The 14,259-nt window shown below is 44.9% G+C and carries 9 protein-coding genes; 6 read left to right on the forward strand and 3 right to left on the reverse strand.

Annotated elements, in window-relative coordinates; all coding sequences use genetic code 11:
• Positions 1 to 7 precede the first annotated feature (7 nt).
• Entirely contained in the window at positions 8 to 3,139 is a 3,132-nt protein-coding gene (putA, locus tag R7Q09_RS14945) for a bifunctional proline dehydrogenase/L-glutamate gamma-semialdehyde dehydrogenase PutA (protein WP_318070946.1), read from the reverse strand.
• A 406-nt stretch (positions 3,140 to 3,545) separates the two neighbouring features.
• Entirely contained in the window at positions 3,546 to 4,358 is an 813-nt protein-coding gene (locus R7Q09_RS14950) for an AraC family transcriptional regulator (RefSeq protein WP_017820064.1), read from the reverse strand.
• Between the two features lie 971 nt (positions 4,359 to 5,329).
• On the opposite strand from R7Q09_RS14950, the gene R7Q09_RS14955 reads away from it, so the two are divergent.
• Positions 5,330 to 6,049 carry a PAS domain-containing protein gene (locus R7Q09_RS14955; protein ID WP_017820063.1) on the forward strand — a complete coding sequence of 240 codons (720 nt, stop codon included), beginning with the start codon at positions 5,330 to 5,332 and terminating at the stop codon, positions 6,047 to 6,049.
• 73 nt (positions 6,050 to 6,122) lie between these two features.
• Here R7Q09_RS14955 and pdxH read toward each other — a convergent pair whose 3' ends face one another.
• Positions 6,123 to 6,758 carry a pyridoxamine 5'-phosphate oxidase gene (gene pdxH, locus R7Q09_RS14960; protein ID WP_005374570.1) on the reverse strand — a complete coding sequence of 212 codons (636 nt, stop codon included), beginning with the start codon at positions 6,756 to 6,758 and terminating at the stop codon, positions 6,123 to 6,125.
• A gap of 115 nt (positions 6,759 to 6,873) precedes the next feature.
• Between pdxH and R7Q09_RS14965 the strand changes: the two genes are divergently transcribed.
• The 5 genes from R7Q09_RS14965 to R7Q09_RS14985 all read left to right on the forward strand — a co-directional run bounded on the left by R7Q09_RS14965 (position 6,874) and on the right by R7Q09_RS14985 (position 14,246).
• On the forward strand, positions 6,874 to 8,748 hold the full coding sequence (locus R7Q09_RS14965) for an ATP-binding protein (RefSeq protein WP_318070947.1): 1,875 nt from the start codon (positions 6,874 to 6,876) through the stop codon (positions 8,746 to 8,748).
• Complete coding sequence (locus tag R7Q09_RS14970; RefSeq protein WP_005374563.1) at positions 8,741 to 9,964, forward strand: sigma-54-dependent transcriptional regulator; 1,224 nt, start codon at positions 8,741 to 8,743, stop codon at positions 9,962 to 9,964. The genes R7Q09_RS14965 and R7Q09_RS14970 overlap by 8 nt, the downstream gene beginning before the upstream one ends.
• A 173-nt stretch (positions 9,965 to 10,137) precedes the next feature.
• A complete protein-coding gene (locus tag R7Q09_RS14975; RefSeq protein WP_005374562.1) occupies positions 10,138 to 11,529 on the forward strand; it encodes an HlyD family type I secretion periplasmic adaptor subunit in 1,392 nt (463 codons plus the stop codon).
• A gap of 114 nt (positions 11,530 to 11,643) precedes the next feature.
• Positions 11,644 to 12,327 (forward strand): transglutaminase-like cysteine peptidase, encoded by a 684-nt coding sequence (locus R7Q09_RS14980; RefSeq protein ID WP_005374561.1) that lies wholly within the window; start codon positions 11,644 to 11,646, stop codon positions 12,325 to 12,327.
• A gap of 5 nt (positions 12,328 to 12,332) precedes the next feature.
• Entirely contained in the window at positions 12,333 to 14,246 is a 1,914-nt protein-coding gene (locus R7Q09_RS14985; RefSeq protein ID WP_005374560.1) for an EAL domain-containing protein, read from the forward strand.
• Positions 14,247 to 14,259: the final 13 nt, after the last annotated feature.

Raw genomic sequence — 14,259 nt, forward strand, 5'->3', positions numbered from 1 at the left:
CGACTCCTTATGCGTTTTCTGCTTGAGCAAGAAGATGTTGAGTAAATCGGAATAGGTAGTGTGGACCACCAGCTTTCGGGCCAGTACCCGACAAGCCTTGACCACCAAACGGCTGTACACCAACCACAGCGCCAACTTGGTCTCGGTTGATGTAGCAGTTACCTACTCGTGCATGTTTCTCAATCCAACGGTACGTGGTTTCGTTACGGCTATGGATACCCATCGTCAAGCCAAAACCCGTTCTGTTGATCTGCGCAACCACGTTCGGTAATTCAGACGCTTTAAAGCGAACAATGTGCAAGATTGGACCAAATTGTTCTTCTTTCAGCACATCGATGCCCGAGATTTCAAACGCACTTGGTGAGACAAAGTCACCATGCTGGCACGATTCATCCAGCTGTAGCTGAGCGACTTTAGTCTGTGTTTTGCTCATTTGCTCAAGGTGAGCGAGGAGTTTTTGTTTTGCATTGCTGTCGATAACCGGACCAACATCCGTTTTGTGTAGGTAAGGTAAACCAACATGCAGCTCATTCATCGCACCTTGAATCAGGTTGATCATACGGTCTGCTACATCTTCTTGTACAAATAGAACACGAAGGGCAGAACAACGCTGACCTGCAGATGCAAACGCCGAACGAATCACATCACGCACCACCTGCTCTGGCAATGCAGTACTGTCCACGATCATTGCGTTTTGACCACCTGTTTCCGCAATAAACGGAACCGGTTTCGCGCTGCGCTCCGCAAGCGTAACGTTAATGCGTTGCGCCGTTGCCGTTGAGCCAGTGAATGCCACACCAGCAATAGCATCATGAGAAGTCAGTGCATGACCAATCTCAGCGCCGCGACCAGTAAGTAACTGAATCACACCTGCAGGGAAACCAGCATCAAGCATTAGTTCAATAGCGCGAGCGGCAATTAAGCTTGTTTGCTCAGCAGGTTTTGCAACCACTGTGTTACCCGCAATCAGTGCTGCCGTCACCTGACCAAGGAAGATAGCCAACGGGAAGTTCCAAGGGCTAATACACACAAACACACCAAGACCTTCACGGCTAGAAATGCGTTTCACACCATCAAAGCCTTCTAGCTCAAATGGCTGTAGGTTTTGCGCTTGTTTCGCGTAATAACGACAGAAATCCACCGCTTCACGAACTTCATCAATACTATCGTGAATCGTCTTGCCCGCTTCTTTGTGACAAATCGCCACCAGCTCAGCCAGATTTTCTTCCATTAAGTCAGCAAGCTTTTCTAAACAAGCCGCTTTTTGCTCAACAGGAACGGCTTTCCAATCAGAGAAAGCAGTTTGCGCCGCATCAATTGCAGCGGAAACGTGATCAAGAGTTGCAAATGCCACTTTGCCGACTTCAATTCGGCGATCGTATGGTGCGGTGATGATCTCAGCCGAATTTTCCTTGATCATGCTTTCGGCAAAGCGTTCACCATTGATCATCGGGCCTGCAACCCACTGATTGTCCATGAAGCTTTCGACCTGCGCTTCAAATGGCTTCGCCTCACTGTCGATATCAATGTTGACGCCGTATGAGTTCTTACGCTCAGGGAAGATGTCGGCAGGTAATGGGATCTTGTCGTTGTGTAGCGTGTCAAAACCCGTCAACACATCCACAGGGTGATGGGTCAACTCATAAATCGGACAACGCGCATCAACTAGACGGTGTACAAACGAGCTGTTCGCACCATTTTCAAGCAGACGACGAACCAAGTACGGAAGCAGATCAGCATGGCTACCGACAGGAGCATAAATACGTACTGGCTGACCGTACATTTTCATAACATGGTTATACAGTGAATCACCCATACCATGCAGGCGCTGGAACTCGTATTCTTTGTGCTCCGCCATGACAGCAATTGCCGTAACCGTGTGAGCATTGTGGCTTGCAAATTGTGGGTAGATATTACCGCGAACACCTTCGCTAAGTAGGAAACGAGCACAAGCTAGGTATGCAACGTCCGTCGCTTCTTTGCGAGTGTATACTGGGTAATTTGCATAACCCGCTTGTTGAGACCACTTGATTTCGCTGTCCCAGTACGCGCCTTTAACCAAACGCAGAGGAATAACGTCACCTTGCTCTTTTGCGAGTGCATTTAGCCACACCAAGACTGGTAGCGCACGTTTTGAGTAAGCTTGAATAACTAAACCAAACTTGCCCCAACCTTTCACAAGATCGCTACGGTACACTTTCTCAAATAGCTTCAGAGAAAGCTCAAGGCGATCCGCCTCTTCTGCATCGATTGTGATTGCAACGTCGACTTCAATAGCACGTTTTAGTAGTTGCATTAGTGAGTCATACAACTCTGTCATTACACGTTCTTCATTTGCGACTTCGTAGCGCGGGTGTAATGCAGAAAGCTTGATGGAAATCGAAGGCGCTGGACTGGTGTCATTGCCGTAAGTTTCTCGACCTACCGCTTCGATCGCCATTAGGTAATCTTTGAAGTACTTGTTCGCGTCCGCTGTAGTTAACGCCGCCTCACCTAACATATCAAATGAGTAGGTGAAACCTTTGTCGCGCATCGGACGACCGTTCTTTTGCGCTTCTTCAATCGTACGACCACGAACAAACTGGTGACCCATGATCTTCATTGCCTGATACATGGCTTTACGAATCACGGGCTCAGAGAATTTATTTACCAGACGGTTTACAGCCTGACCTGGGCTCTGGGTGCCTTGCTCACCAAGACCAACCACTTTACCTGTTAGCATGAGGCCCCATGTTGATGCGTTAACAAACACAGAGTCAGAGTTCTTCAGGTGAGATTTCCAGTCTGCGACACTCAACTTATCTTTAATCAAAGAATCTGCTGTCGCGGCATCTGGGATGCGCATTAATGCTTCTGCAAGACACATCAGCAAGATACCTTCTTGAGTATCTAAGCTGTATTCCAGCAATAAAGCATCAATCATCTGGATTGACTTCTTATCGGCACGAATGGCTTCGATAAGGTGGGTCGTTTGGGTAGTGATCGCCGATTTTTCATCCTCTGTCGGCGTCGCTAGTGGCAATAGTTGCTCTAGCCATTGAGACTCGTCCACCATATATAATGGCGAGATCAGTGACCACAACTTATCAAGCGGCTGCCCGATAAATTCCGGTGTCAACACGTTCGTAGCTGTAAACATGTGTGTTCCTCAATCTCACTCCTCGAAAACCGCTTCGAGGATTGTCAATGGCTGGCAGTGTATTTTGAGGCCGATAAGAATACTTGTCAAAAACTACGACATTTTTGCCAAAAACTCGCTTTTATAACAAAACATCCACATAGTCACATTCAAATAGGTAATATTTTGTGTTGTAAATTTTAATTTTTTCATTGCATTCACAACAAAATATCAAGAATATCAATAAGATTTTTGTGAAGAGCTCGTTCTAAGAGAAAATGTAGGATCAAGTGGCATATCAACCACTGCAAAGAACAGAGAATTTAAAAAAACGAGAGATAGGTCACGTGAATAAAACATAAAAAAACCATGCATAGTGCATGGCTTTATTCTGATTGATGATTATTTGACCTAAAAAAACGCGTTGTTATCCAACTTGTTTTTTATAACGGGAAGGTGATATTCCCTGTAAGCGAGTAAAAGTATGAGTAAAAGTACTCTGGCTTGAGAAGCCAGTAAACTCGGCAATTTGCCCTAAAGAAAGGTGCCCTTGCTCGATTAATTCACGAGCCATGTCGATACGCTTTCCAAGAACATATTGATGAGGTGTAATCCCCATCTGCTCTTTAAACAAGCAATGGAACTGACTTTCCCCAAGAAACACTCGCCCGGCCAATTGAGCCACACTAATCTTATGACTCAGGTGCTGCTCAATGTAACGATCAATCGCCTCCAAATCAAAGCGCGACTCTTTTCGACTGGTCTCAAATGCCGAGATATGGCGCTGCATTAATGCAATCACAGTGTCGTTACACGCACGACTTAACAGCAGGTCATCCGGATGGTTTCGCATTTCCTGAACCAACATCTGTATCAACTTCTGAATTTGACTATCTAACTGGAAGTAGACATGATCTCTCTCCAGGTTATTGATTTTTTGAAGCATTTCAGGATCATCATTTGTCGGTTTGGGCATATTCAGCACCAAAATATCCGATTGATTGATGACGCCACCGAAAGCATGATCAGAGCATGCGGTGACCACACAACCTTGACCAGGGCCGACAAGATTACCTCGCCCGCGCACTTCAAATTCGGCTTGCCCTTTTAAACCAATCACGATCTGCGTATAAGAATGATCGTGGCAATCCATATAAGACGGAAGTGTGATCAGCTCCGCCGGCTTTGGCAGAATAATCTCTTGATATGAAAGGATTTTTTGGTTATCTGAGTCACTCATTTTAAACAGTCGTCTTTACACGGTCAGCTTACGTCTTCGCATCATATACCTTCTTTGTTGGGTTGCAACTTTTACCCAACTCAATCGACAAGATCAAATCAGCATGATCAAGTTCATTTACATGATCATAGTTCCGGAACGATGATCATGCGAGGTTAATTTACGGTCAGTGAGCAACCAATTTTATTAACAAAAACGGATAGATAGGCAACACCTTACGTATACATAATCAATCAATGTAAAGATCCTTATTACCGAACAATCTGTTATTTTGTAAAACACCGTGCTCCATATTAGATAACTCGTCCCTGAAACGGATCGAAACCCACGCTTAAACTCAACATAGAGGGATTTCCCCCCTTACTAATATGCCTCTGATTCAATACATTAGTTATCGAGCTTTAAGATGCATACGATCTAAAGCTCTCGGTATCTCATTGATACCTCTAACTTACTTAGCAGACCCTCGCTAGGTAATTTAGAACCTCTTCTACACGTCGACAAGATTATATCTTGTGTTGCCAGCCCGTCTTCAGGCTGGCTTTTTTTTCGCTTCTCAACAATGAAAACAATGGCATAAGCTGATATCATAGCGTTTGTCTCACTGTCCCTCTCATATGCTTAGGTGCTGCTCTTTCGCTCACAAGTGATATGAACGTCAACCACATTACAACTGAGTTGTAGGAAGCGTGATCAAGGACGATACGAGTTGTAAGCCGAACATTGGCGGACATCCGTGAGCGCACATATCTGTAATGAAACAGACCATTTTCCCAATTAAACTCTTCGTTCCATTTCGTCGTTGTCTATGACTACCTGACGAAAACATCGAACACCATGAATTTAATTGGATTGAGCGCCAATCAACGAACGTGTTCTAGCAACGTAACTGCCTACTTGGCAACATCAATACGAGCCATGTAACACGGACGTCTCTGTATTGGTAAAAGCAGTATGTAGTGAGTCCTTTTGTGAATATTTCAGTCGATACCATAGAACAATCCCTCCTTAAACAGCTACCAGGTTGTTGGGGATGCAAAGATAAAGATTCGGTATTCCTATACGTAAACCAGGAATACGCAGAACTGTTAGGGCACACGTCGCCCGAGGAGTGCTTGGGTAAAACTGATTTTGATATGGCCAGCCCAACCACTGAATGCGCGCAAGAATTTCAACGCCAAGATAAACACGTTCTCGAAACTGGCGAGTCACTAAAAATTCTGGATATCCACCCTTATCCAGATGGCCGCTGGCGAGCACATATATTTACTAAAACACCGTGGCGAGATGACAAAGGCGACATCGTAGGCACCATTTTCTACGGAAGGGAACTCACCGACACCGCCGTGATTGAAGTCGGGTATTGGGTTTGTCGTGCAATCAGTACCAACCCAAATCAACAATCCATCTTTCGTTTTTCTGACTTACAACCAAAACCAGAGAAGCTCACATGCCGCGAGCAAGAAACACTTTTCCTCTTGCTCTATGGCAAAAAGCCACAATTCATCTCTCAGGTCATGGGCATATCAACAAAAACCGTTGAAGGTCACGTCGCACGCTTACGTAATAAGTTTGCAGCGAACAGCAAGAACGAACTAATAGATAAAGCAATGGAAGCAGGCTACGGCTCTGTTGTACCCAAAACGCTGCTTAAGCATCAATTATCGGTTGTGTTGAATGGAGAGCGATAATTCGCATCGCTTCTACCTACAAAAACACCGCCCCAATTCGGCGGTGTTTGTTTATTCATGAGGGACCATAAGCCTATGGCGCTAAACGATCAATGTCCCAACTTCCATCATGCTGGGAGAAAAGAAAACGATCGTGAAGGCGATGTTCGCCACCTTGCCAAAATTCGATGCTCTTTGGTTTTACGCGAAAGCCACCCCAAAAGGTTGGTACTGGTATTTCACCCTTAGCAAACTTCTGTTTTAGCTCTAAAAACTTACCTTCCAACACACCTCTGGCAGAAATACGGCTACTTTGTTTGCTCGCGATTGCGGCCAACTGGCTCTCTTTAGGACGAGAAGTAAAGTATTTCATATTCTCTACGGCGGTAAGCTTTTCAGCCACACCAGTAATATGAACTTGGCGCTCTAACGGATGCCAAGGGAAGTGCAAACTAATATTGCTGTTATGCTCTAGCTGCTGGGCCTTGCGACTGCCTAGGTTGGTGTAAAACACAAAACCATCTTTGTCGACGTTTTTCAATAGAACAATGCGTTGAAACGGCATGCCATTTTCATCAACCGTTGCAACTGTCATCGCAGTCGGGTCCGTTAAACCCGCTTCAACTGCTTGCTCTAGCCACAGATTAAATTGATCAATAGGATCAGCTTTCAAATCTTTACGACGCAGCCCACCTTTGGTGTACTCACGACGAATATCAGCAAGTTCCATCTTTACTCCTTCACTCGTTTTTGTCGATTGTGCTCCCGATACTGAGGAAATACAAGGACATCATTGTGCTTGTTATCGTTGCCGCTCACAGCATCACAGTGCGTCATTTGATACCATGACACAAAAAACCAATGAGCCGATCGTGAACTTACTCAACCCCAAAGCCCTACGTCATTTTTTACTGCTACTGTGTGCCGTTGGCATTTCAGGGCTTGCGCTTACTCATCATTACGCAACTCAATACCAACATGATCAATGGCAACAAAAGCTAGAGAGACAAGCCGCGCAAGTGTCACAAGAAGTGGACTACGAACTGGCAAAGTTTGAACAGATACCAAACCTATTAAGTCACGACCCAAGACTACTCAAAGCAGTCGAGCGCGGAACGCCCTCTCAAGAGCTCAACCTACTGTTATCAGATTGGTTGAAGCAAAGTTTGGCCGATACGATTTACGTTCATGACCGTACCGGGTTAGTCATAGCCTCAAGTAACTTTCAGCAAGAAGATTCGTTTGTTGGCTCTAGCTTTAGCTATCGCCCCTATTTTAAAAATGCGCGACGCGGTGAGCCCGCTCAATACGTTGGATTAGGCGTACGCTCGAATAAACGTGGGTACTTCTTCTCATCTCCGCTGTGGGTAAATGAGGAAGTCGTTGGCGTGATCACAGTAAAAGTGAATTTGGAGCAATTAGAACAGCGCCTTTCGCAAACCACGACTGACGTACTCATTACAGATAAACACAATGTCGTGTTTATGAGCAATTTACCAGACTGGCGCTATCGTGCACTTTTCCCACTGTCATCGAGTGCAATAAATGAACTTACCGAAACGCGTCAATATGGCGATACCTTACCCGAATATTTTGGTGAGTTAACGGCACACAGTGGTGTCACGGAGTTTGATGACAATCAATTGCTTCTATCACCGAATTACCTCGCATACGCAACACACTTATTGGATAAAGGGTTTCGCGTCGTTGCCTTAATTAACCACAACAGCGTTCTTGCCGCCGTTTTACAGGCCGATATCGTCTTCCTGATCTTATATGCGCTAATTGCTCTAATTGCGTTAGCGTGGTTCCAAACCCTAGTTAACAAAGCACGCCTTGCCCATCTCAATGTGAGCCTAGAAGAAAAAGTAGTGCAACGGACACTAGTTCTGAGTGAAGCCAACCAAAAGCTACAACAGACCATCCGCCAATATGAACAAAGCCAACAAGAGCTTAAACAAACACAACAAGAGCTGACGCAAGCCGCGAAATTGGCACTGTTGGGCGAGCTGTCTGCCAGTATTAATCATGAGATAAATCAGCCACTTTCCGCACTAAGAACCTATACCGAAAACTCGCAGCGTTTGTTGGCAATGGAAAAATACCCAATGGTCGCCGACAATTTGGGCAAAATGCTGACACTCAATGACACCATTTCGGAAGTCATTGCCCGCTTAAAAGTCTTTACTCGGAAAGCCACGCACGATTCACACAATGAAATCTCAGTACTGCACGACGCGGTACATACTGCCACCAGCATTTTGAGCAACAAGCTTATTAAGCAAGGAGTAACACTAAAAGTTCCGGCCATCGACTATGATGTGAAGCTGGCCATTCACAGCGTTGAATTAGAACAAGTGCTGATCAATCTCTTCCACAACGCGGCACAAGCGATGGAAAACCACTGTATCGATCCGCAAATATCCATTGCTGTTCAGTGTCATGATGACAGTTGCGACATTCTTGTTTCCGATAACGGACCAGGGATGTCAGACGAAGCCCTAGCAAAAGTGTTCGACCCATTTTTTACGACTAAGCCAGAGGGCTTAGGATTAGGTTTGACCATCTCCAAACGCATTTTAGAGAGCTATCACGGCTCCCTCTGTGCCTATAAACATCAGAACACAGAACAACAAGCAGGAGGCATGACCTTTATCGTGACGCTACCAATAGTCAATCAGAATAAACGTACTCCAGAAGTGGAAAACGACCATGAATAACTCAGTTTTCTTTGTTGATGACGAACCACACATTCGTGATGCCGTGTCTCAAGCCCTGCTGATTGAAGGGATAGACGTCACCTGCTTACCAAACGCAGTAGAAGCCTTACGCGTAATCGACTCAAATACGCCTGCGATTATCATTACCGATATCCATATGCCCGTGATGGATGGCTTGGAGTTTATGCGAACTTTGCGAAGCAAAAACGATCACTTTCAATTCATCGTACTTACTGGACATGGAGATGTGAAAACCGCGGTAGATGCGATGAAAAGCGGCGCGTACGACTTTCTAGAAAAACCGTTTTCAACGGAACAGCTCATGAAATCGCTCAACAATGCCAGCGATAAACTGAACTTGTTGCAAGAAAACATCTGGCTTAAGAAAGAGCTCGACATGCAAACTCATGTTGGTCCGAAAATGATTGGTCACAGTAAGGCCATGGTGAGCATTCGTCGCGCCTTGATCAGTGCGCCCACAAGCCAGCCGCTCATTTTTGTAGGTCAAGATGGTACGGGTCGGCGACTCGCTGCACAATTTGCCCACGACATACATGCAACACCGGATAGTGAGCTAATCGCCGCTTCTGGTGAAGACCTCTATGAGCTTTCATTAGAAGCGCTCGACAAAGCCATACACCGCTTAAGTGAAGGAAAACGCCACTGCAGTTTGTACTTACATAGCGCAGAGCATGTATCATTTGAGCAATGGGAATACTTATTCAAGCACCCAAAACTTGAGCGTGTTTTTGGCGCGACCACCCAAGCCGAGCCACCTCTAAAATCCCTGGCGACTCTAATTCACTTACCGACGCTCGATGAAAGAAAGGAAGATATAGGGCCTTTATACAAGCACTTTGTGCGCCACACAGCGAGTCGATATCAGTTACAGCCGCCACATATCAGCCTAGAAGAGGTCAAACACCTCACCAGTCTCGAATGGCCAGAAAACGTTAAGCAGCTACGCCAATTTGCTGAACTTCGTGCCCTCAAGCCAGATACTTTTAGAATGGAAGATTGGAACAGTGAGAAAAGTCTTGAAATTCAGAGTATGACTCAGCGCACAGAATACTTTGAATATTGCTTGTTATTCGATGCATTGCAAAGACATCGCGGCAGACTCAAAGAGGTTCAACTAGAATTACAGGTATCACGCAAAACCTTGTACGACAAACTAAAAAAACATCAGTTGGATAAAGCCAAGTTCAAGGCGTAATAGCTATACTCCGGCGCTAATTATGCTTTTGTTTGATTTAGAAAGTGTAAGAAAGCTCATTTGAAGAGAGAATAACCCTCTTCTCATATTTTATTAGCCGAGCATGCTGACATGATCGGTTAATAATAATAAGATCAAAAAGATAATCCGTAATTATATAAGCAGGGACTGTGATGAGCCGAGATAACTACAACAAACTCAACGATGAAGAGTTGGATTTTGTTGATGACAAAACTGCAGCATTGCTCCTCAATACCCCCAACAGCGCGCGTTTTATGCTCTGGGTTATGGTGCTATTTTTCATTGCAGCAATAGGTTGGGCATCTTGGGCTGAAATCGACAAAGTCACGGTTGGTCAAGGCAAAGTGATTCCCTCCTCACAGATACAAGTAGTCCAAAACTTAGAAGGTGGCTTAGTCAAAGAAATCTTGGTCAAAGAAGGTCAGTTGGTTGAAAAAGGCCAACAGTTACTGCTTATCGATGACACCCGCTTTCGCTCAGATTTTCGTGAACGTGAGCAACAAGTTGCCAACCTTACCGCATCTGTGCTGCAACTATCCGCTTCTATTAACAGTGTTGCCGTTAATCGTGATTTTGAAACGGAAAACTGGCGTCAAAGTGTACTACTTGATTACGGTAAACTGACCTTCCCACCAACCTTGGAAGAGACTCGACCTCAACTCACACAGCGTCAAAAAGCAGAATATCGCGAAGATCTAGATAATTTACGCAACCAACTTTCTGTTATTGACCAACAAGTGCAGCAAAAGCAGCAGGACTTGGTAGAGATCCAAGCACGAGTAAGGAACTTGCGTCAAAGCTACCAATACGCGAAAAAAGAACTCGATATCACCAAACCTTTGGCAGACGAGGGCGTTGTTCCTCGTATTGAACTGCTCAAATTACAGCGCCAAGTCAACGATACCCGTCGTGAAATGACGTCCAGTGAGCTCAAGATTCCCGTATTGCAATCAGCGATTCGAGAATCCATGCTCAACCGTATTGATGTTGCACTCAAATTCCGCTCTGAACAGCAAGAGAAACTCAACAGCGCCCAAGACCAGTTATCTGCTTTGGTTGAATCAGCGGTGGGCTTGGAAGATAGAGTAAACCGAACGGTTGTGAATTCGCCAGTAACAGGCAAAATCAAAACACTGAACATCAATACTGTCGGTGGTGTTATCCAACCTGGTATGGATATCGTCGAGATCGTACCAACAGAAGACACACTATTGGTAGAGGCGAAAATTGCGCCAAAAGACATCGCATTTTTACGCCCAGATCTTCATGCTATCGTGAAGTTTACAGCTTACGACTTCACAAAGTACGGCGGTTTAGAGGGAGAGTTGGAACATATCAGCGCGGATACCACTCAAGATGAAGAAGGCAACAGCTTCTACATTGTTCGTGTACGCACCGAAAAAACAAACTTTGGTCAAGATGCAGATTTACCAATCATTCCAGGAATGACTGCATCGGTCGATATCATCACAGGGAAGCGAACCGTTTTGGAATATCTACTTAAACCGATTTTAAGTGCCAAAACGAACGCCTTGAAGGAGTAAACCACATTAAGGTACTCGCGATAGGGAGTATTGAGCGATAAGTGATTAAATAAAAAGCACTTATTTCTCACTGACGAACTCTCTAGAAGAGTATACTTGTGATACGAGTCGAATATGCGATCCAATTTGCAGCGTAAAGTTACATTATTAATCAGCTTAAGTTGTTTGTCGTTCCAACTTGGTGCGCTGAACAGTAAAGAACAACGATGGGTCAATACGGTCACAGCGGTGTACGGCGAACGTGCGGGATTGCGCGTAAATACATGGCGAAAGAACCTCGACTTATTTAAACAATTAGAGACTCATGAACAGCTCGCTGGCGTTAACGACTTTTTTAATCAGCTGTATTTCGTTGACGACATAAAACTGTGGGGAAAGACAGATTATTGGGCTACGCCACTCGAATTTTTAGGGAGTAACGCAGGAGACTGTGAAGATTTCACTATTGCTAAGTACTTCTCTTTACTCGAGCTAGGAATACCAGATTCAAAGATGCGGTTAATATACGTAAAAGCCATCGAACTGAATCAGTTTCACATGGTATTAGCTTACTACCCTACCCCAAGTTCTGAGCCGCTCATTCTCGATAATATCAATCCTGACATTGTCCGAGCCTCTAAGCGTAGCGACTTGCTACCGATATACAGTTTTAATGGTACAAACCTGTGGTTGATGAAGTCATCTGCTAGCACTGGAGAGCTGGCAGGGAAAGCATCACGGTTGAGCCTTTGGAATGACTTACGCTCGCGCGAACGTAAGTTGCAGTTAAATAAACCTAAAATTAACTATGACGAGTGAGAAACATGACCCTATATAAGAAGCTTGTGGTGGGGATGGTTACGGTCTTTATACTCTTGTTGGCATCAGTATTCGTAATCCAATTCAACACGACTCGAGACAGCTTGGAGCAACAGCAACGTTCAGAGGTCAACAACACTATTAACACCGTAGGTTTGGCATTGGCTCCTTACCTAAAGGACAAAGATAAAGTCGCGGTTGAGTCCGTGATTAATGCTCTATTTGACGGCAGCACCTACTCAGTTGTTCGTCTTACAGCATTAGATTCTGACTACCAGATCGTGCGTACTTACCCAGTTAAACCAAGTACGGTGCCACAATGGTTTATCGACATGAATCTATTTAAAGCGATTCACGATAAGCGTGTTGTGACCAGTGGTTGGATGCAGCTCGCCGAAGTAGAAATCATTAGCCACCCAGGCGCAGCTTACGAGCAGCTCTGGCAAGGTTTTATTGGCTTGCTGTCTGTATTCAGTGTCATTTTTCTGGCTGGTTTAGTGGCAATTTCATACATCCTACGTCGCTCGCTAAAACCATTAACGGCCATCGTGAATAAAATGCATGAAATCGCGAATAACCAATTTGGTGAACCGCTTGCTCGTCCAAGAACCAAAGATCTTATCGCGGTGGTAGATGGCATTAACATGATGTCTGCTCAAATCGAGCTATCATTCAAAGAGCAAGCCAAAGAGGCGCAACGTCTGCGTGCTCAGGCTTACCTCGATCCTATATCTAAATTGGGTAACCGCTCATTCTACATCAACCAAATCGACCAATGGCTTGCAGAGCAAACGCAAGGGGGTATCGCGCTACTCCATGCTGAATACATTGGGGACATTTACGAGACCAAAGATTACCAACGCGCAGATGCCCACGTTAAAGAACTGTCTCAACGTTTGAAAAACACCATTGATGTACCGGGTGCCACTATTGCTCGCTTGTCTAGTGATGAGTTCGGCTTGCTTTTCCCTCATATGGATGAGAGCGAGTTACGCATTTTATCGGACAGCATCGTCAATTGTGTGAACGGCCTAAATACTGACCCAACAGGCTTAGCAAAACCTAAAGCGTCACTAGGCGTTGCACACAGCAAAGATCAGAAAACGCGCTCTGAAATCCTCTCGATGGTGGACAACGCACTATCGAAAGCCAAAGCGCAACCAGACAAGCCATACGGCTTCATTGGCAGTGATACACCTTCTAGTTTGATGGGTAAACAGCAATGGAAAGCGTTGGTTGAAGAAGCCATTCATAGTGATTGGGTTAAATTCCGTTTCCAAGCTGCGAAAAACACATGGGGTAAAGTATTCCACAACGAAGTATTTTCAAGCATCGAAAAAGATGGTGAAACGTATCGTGCGAATCAATACCTATTCGCACTAGAACAGTTAGACGCCACCAACATCTTTGACCAGTATGTCATTGAATCAATGATTAAGATGCTAGAAAATGGTGAACTTAATGACCCAGTCGCGATTAACATCGCGCAAAGCAGCTTGTCTCAACCATCGTTTATTCGCTGGACAACTAGCATGCTAGAGAAACACGCCAAAGTGGCCTCTAAGCTACATTTTGAAATTCCAGAGGAATGCTTTATCGATCAGCCTCACCACACAGCACTGTTATGTAATGCCATTCGCCAATCAGGTGCTGAGTTCGGCGTAGATAACTACGGGCGTAACTTCCAATCTTTGGAATACATCCAAGAGTTCCGCCCGAACTATGTGAAGCTCGATTACCTATTCACACACAACTTGCACGACGAAAAACAGAAATTCACGCTAACGTCGATCTCTCGTACTGCCCACAACCTTGGTATTACGACTATCGCATCGCGTATCGAAACTCAAATCCAGTTGGATTTCCTCACTGAACATTTTGTTGAGGTATTCCAAGGATTCATCGTCGACAAGGAATAAAAAGGTTTATCAA

It is taken from the genome of Vibrio sp. 2130-1, assembly GCF_033339515.1.

What these genes read in the sequence shown, in the direction of transcription:
- putA (WP_318070946.1), bottom strand. Translation starts at nt 3,139, where the DNA reads ATGTTTACAGCTACGAACGTGTTGACACCGGAATTTATCGGGCAGCCG.
- R7Q09_RS14950 (WP_017820064.1), bottom strand. Translation starts at nt 4,358, where the DNA reads ATGAGTGACTCAGATAACCAAAAAATCCTTTCATATCAAGAGATTATT.
- pdxH (WP_005374570.1), bottom strand. Translation starts at nt 6,758, where the DNA reads ATGGAACTTGCTGATATTCGTCGTGAGTACACCAAAGGTGGGCTGCGT.
- R7Q09_RS14965 (WP_318070947.1), top strand. Translation starts at nt 6,874, where the DNA reads ATGACACAAAAAACCAATGAGCCGATCGTGAACTTACTCAACCCCAAA.
- R7Q09_RS14970 (WP_005374563.1), top strand. Translation starts at nt 8,741, where the DNA reads ATGAATAACTCAGTTTTCTTTGTTGATGACGAACCACACATTCGTGAT.
- R7Q09_RS14975 (WP_005374562.1), top strand. Translation starts at nt 10,138, where the DNA reads ATGAGCCGAGATAACTACAACAAACTCAACGATGAAGAGTTGGATTTT.
- R7Q09_RS14980 (WP_005374561.1), top strand. Translation starts at nt 11,644, where the DNA reads ATGCGATCCAATTTGCAGCGTAAAGTTACATTATTAATCAGCTTAAGT.
- R7Q09_RS14985 (WP_005374560.1), top strand. Translation starts at nt 12,333, where the DNA reads ATGACCCTATATAAGAAGCTTGTGGTGGGGATGGTTACGGTCTTTATA.